Genomic DNA, 2471 nt, shown 5'->3' with positions numbered 1-2471 from the left:
CTCTAGAGCTTTTGCGGCTTTCAATGCGATGGCATAAATGCCGTCATCGTAGTTCTCAACCGCGTTTCTGATCTTCTCCACCAGCGCATCCGGGGATTTATCGGTCATGGCCTCCACTCCAGGATCGCGATGAGGCGGCGCGGTAGCCTGCGAGCCATGCGAACTTTGCGATGCCGGCCTTGTCCATGACACTACCGCGCCAGTTGGACCCGTACTTTTCCGCTTGCTGCTGCAACGTCTTCCGCTTCATTCTTTGCGCTCCAGTATCTCGGAGAGGAAGGCGCGAATAGCCCGCTGCGGACGACTGTCGAATTGCTGCTTGTCAGGCAGCGAGGCTTTCAGCAACTCCACCGCCCGCTCCACGAGCAAGCGCAGGGACTGCGCTTTAGCCGCGAGCGATTCAGCGAGTGCTGTCTGGACGGCGAGACGCTGTTCAGCCGCGAGTAACTGCTCGTAGCGTTGCGCCGGTACTGAGATATGCGTTTCGCTATTCATTGGCTCTTTTCCACTTAGAGTCTCGGCCATGACTGGCAACTCTTCTGGCTGCAATCACCTCAACTTTCCTTCGTCTAGCCCTGCGGCCGTGTGGCCGAACATCGACAATCTGATCCTGGGATACTGAGATGCGGCCAGCGTGAACGTCTACATGATGCTTCTGGCACAACCAAACGATTCTTGTCGGCTGCGAATAATCCTCATGGTGTCCGTGAGTATTGGGATCGTCACAAAATACGCATGACCCGCGAACCAGACGGCCCTCATAAATCAGATTCCTGATTAGTGCCCGCGCCCCAGTCTTTACCGGGTCACGTTTCTTGTCGCTCTCGATCTGCCTCGCCCTATACCGTGGACGCAAGCGCTTCATATGCTCCCGTTTTTTTGCCTGACGTTCTGGGTTGGCGTCATAGGCCCGTTGCTGCTCTTTCAAACGCTCCTTGTGCTTTTCCTTGTAGGCGCGGGCCGAAGCCAATCTCGCTGGCGAGGTAGTAGGCATATCCTCTGCTTTCATACCGGAGTCTCCTGTCATGCAACGGCCCTCATAATTGCTCGACCAATCATTTCTGGGATCGCCGGCGTGATTGAGTTGCCGACCGCTCTATTTCTGTCCATCCCGTTGGGAAGCCCATTAGCGCCTCGGTAAAGCGCGGATGGATTCTCCAGCCGTGAGCGCCAACAAGCTCTTTGACGCGGCTCACCGTTGATGCTTTGTAGCGCCCCCCCCTCTCGTGCAAGGGAATCCCAAAGCCCCTTCCGTCCATGCTGGCCGTCGGGGTAGGCCACAATGAACACTCGTCGTCGCACATGTGGGGCACCCACGGAACACGCTGAAACAATCGACCACTCCGCGTCGTACCCGATTCCGGCCAAGTCTCCGAGAACTCGTCCCATTCCCCGGACAAGCAAAGCTGAGACGTTCTCCAAGATTGCGTAGCGCGGTCGTAACTCGCCAATAAGACGCGCGAATTCAGACCATAAGCCGCTACGCGCTCCGGCCAATCCAAGGCCAGATCCCGCGAAACTGATGTCCTGGCAGGGGAACCCTCCGCAGATGACATCGACTCCGATCCCGTCAGCAACAAGTCGATCTGCCGTGAGCTCGCGCACGTCTCCGTAGATGGGGACTCCGGGCCAGTGCTTGAGGAGGACGGCTTGGCAGTACGGCTCGATTTCACAGAACGCCACCGTCTTCATGCCAGCCCGCTCCAGGCCCAGCGAAAATCCGCCGATGCCAGAGAAAAGATCGAGCACCCGCATTCACGCAGCCCTCGCTACGGTGTGCGTCATGCGGCCCTCTTGCCGATGGTTATGAGCCCCTCGCGCAGCCATATCGCCTGGGTACGCATCACGGCCTCGAGCAGCATCAGCTGGCGCTCGTCGCGGGTGAAGTTGGTGCTCTGCTGGCCGTCCACGATGGCGTGGCACTGGTAGCAACCGAAGGCCGCGAGGAGGTCGCGTCCGGGGAAGTTCTTGGTGGGAATCTCCACCATGCGGACGTGACAGAGCACGACGGTCTCGGGGTCGCACAGGACTCCGGGGACGCGGATCTGGCACGGGCGTCCGCGGGCTGTGGTGCGCAGGTTCATGCCGCCTTCTCAGCCGTCGTCACCGTTGCCTCGGCCAGGTACTCGTCAGGGTCGGGCAGATACACGCCATTCTCGGCCATGTACCGCTGGATGAACTGCACGTAGGTGCTGAACTCATGCTTGTTGAGCGACGAGCTCCGACGTATCGGCTTCATGCGCTTGCGCCCGAATGCCTCGATCGTCTGCCAACCGCCCCACTCGCCAAGGAAGAACTCGTGCAGGTCGTCCTTCGTCCAGCCGCCCATTGCTTCGCCGCCCACGTCTAGGATCATCTGGTAGCACTTCCAGAGATAGCGGTTCTGCTGCTCGGTACGACGGCGCACATGCGGCCTGACGACGACCTCGAAAGCCCGGTCCAGCGGCAGTGCTTCGAGGAAGTCCAGCAAG

At 59.5% G+C, this 2471-nt stretch carries 6 protein-coding genes; all 6 read right to left on the bottom strand.

Translation table 11 applies throughout. From position 1 onward, the window contains the following. Positions 1-97 precede the first annotated feature (97 nt). Positions 98-250, bottom strand: a complete 153-nt coding sequence (locus tag ACOSYY_RS19615; RefSeq protein ID WP_421664642.1) for a hypothetical protein — start codon at positions 248-250, stop codon at positions 98-100. Then, positions 247-495 carry a hypothetical protein gene (locus ACOSYY_RS19610; RefSeq protein ID WP_421664640.1) on the bottom strand — a complete coding sequence of 83 codons (249 nt, stop codon included), beginning with the start codon at positions 493-495 and terminating at the stop codon, positions 247-249. Before ACOSYY_RS19610 ends, ACOSYY_RS19615 begins: the two co-directional genes overlap by 4 nt. Next, on the bottom strand, positions 488-1009 hold the full coding sequence (locus ACOSYY_RS19605) for a hypothetical protein (RefSeq protein ID WP_421664639.1): 522 nt from the start codon (positions 1007-1009) through the stop codon (positions 488-490). The genes ACOSYY_RS19610 and ACOSYY_RS19605 overlap by 8 nt, the downstream gene beginning before the upstream one ends. 14 nt (positions 1010-1023) lie before the next feature. Beyond that, positions 1024-1755, bottom strand: coding sequence for a DNA cytosine methyltransferase (locus tag ACOSYY_RS19600; RefSeq protein ID WP_421664637.1), 732 nt, complete (start codon positions 1753-1755; stop codon positions 1024-1026). 26 nt (positions 1756-1781) lie between these two features. Beyond that, entirely contained in the window at positions 1782-2084 is a 303-nt protein-coding gene (locus ACOSYY_RS19595; RefSeq protein ID WP_421664635.1) for a nuclease domain-containing protein, read from the bottom strand. Next, positions 2081-2471, bottom strand: a 391-nt coding sequence (locus ACOSYY_RS19590; RefSeq protein ID WP_421664634.1) for a globin family protein, incomplete at its 5' end; no start/stop codon positions are given. The genes ACOSYY_RS19595 and ACOSYY_RS19590, both read right to left, overlap by 4 nt.

Source organism: Nitrospira sp. BLG_2, from assembly GCF_049222245.1.
The sequence above is the reverse complement of the archived record's forward strand: the minus strand, read 5'-3'. Positions and strand labels throughout refer to the sequence as shown.